We start from the raw sequence: 993 nt of genomic DNA, 5'->3' as shown, positions 1-993 counted from the left end.
ACGGCCCTCCGGAGAAATCCGGGGGGCCGTTTTTGTTTGACCGAGGGGCATTGTGTTTGGATTTTGGTTGCCATTTCACCTTACACTGATCGTGCAAATAGGTTGGGGGACCTTAGGGGAATGGAGATCAGCGCCGAGTGCCTGACGGTGGGTGGGTTGTCTGCAGACGACCGCGCCCGCTGGTGTGCGTGGCAGGCCGCTGACGCCGCGCGCTCAAGCCCCTTCTTCCGCATCGAGTTCACGGACGCGGTGGCAGCTGTGGCCCCCGACGTATTCGTCCTGAAGATCTGGCAGGCGGGCGAGGTGGTTGGCTACTGGCCGCATCAGCGTCGCGGCGGGACACTTTATCCGGTCGGTGCGCCGCTGAATGATTACCACGGGGTCATCGGGCCGGCGGCGACTTTGGTGTCCCTTTCCTTATTGGTGACGTTGGCGAACGGTCGCCGCCTCAGTGCCAACAGTTGGGTAGGGCGGGCACCGGCCGGATTGCCGCTAGCCACCTGTCAGGCCGATCTGTCGGGCATATCCTACGATGAATGGTACGGGCAGCAGAGCTCTGCATTTGCGAGATACTATAAGGACAAGGCACGCAGCCGGCGCGGACTGGAGCAGTCTCTTGGACCTGTGTCGGTGCGCTGTGATGTTCGCGAGCCCCAGGTGCTGGATCAACTGATCGCCCTGAAACGCGAACAGTATCGTCGCACCGGACGGCACGACATTTTCGCGGCATGCTGGACGCGTCAGCTTTTGCACCGGCTGCTGGTGCAGCAAGAGGATTTCGGGGCGTCAGTGGCGGCGCTTTACGCCGGTGACACGCTGGTGGCGCTGGAACTCAGCCTTCACGCAGGGAGTGTGTGGCACTTCTGGTTCCCCGCCTATCTGCCACAGGGAGCGCGCTATTCGGCGGGGATCTGGCTCAGTCTTGAAACCATCCGCGTCAAGCGGGCCGAGGGCTTTACGGAGTTTGACTACGGGTTTGTGGGCGAGCCCTAC

At 62.2% G+C, this 993-nt stretch carries 1 protein-coding gene; it reads left to right on the top strand.

Going from position 1 to position 993, the window contains the following annotated elements:
* Positions 1–120 precede the first annotated feature (120 nt).
* Positions 121–993: GNAT family N-acetyltransferase (locus OB03_RS14575; RefSeq protein WP_461344644.1), on the top strand; the 873-nt coding region annotated here is incomplete at its 3' end.

It is taken from the genome of Brevundimonas sp. GN22 (assembly GCF_054824005.1).
Note: the sequence above shows the minus strand (reverse complement) of the source record. Positions and strands in the feature narration are given on the sequence as shown.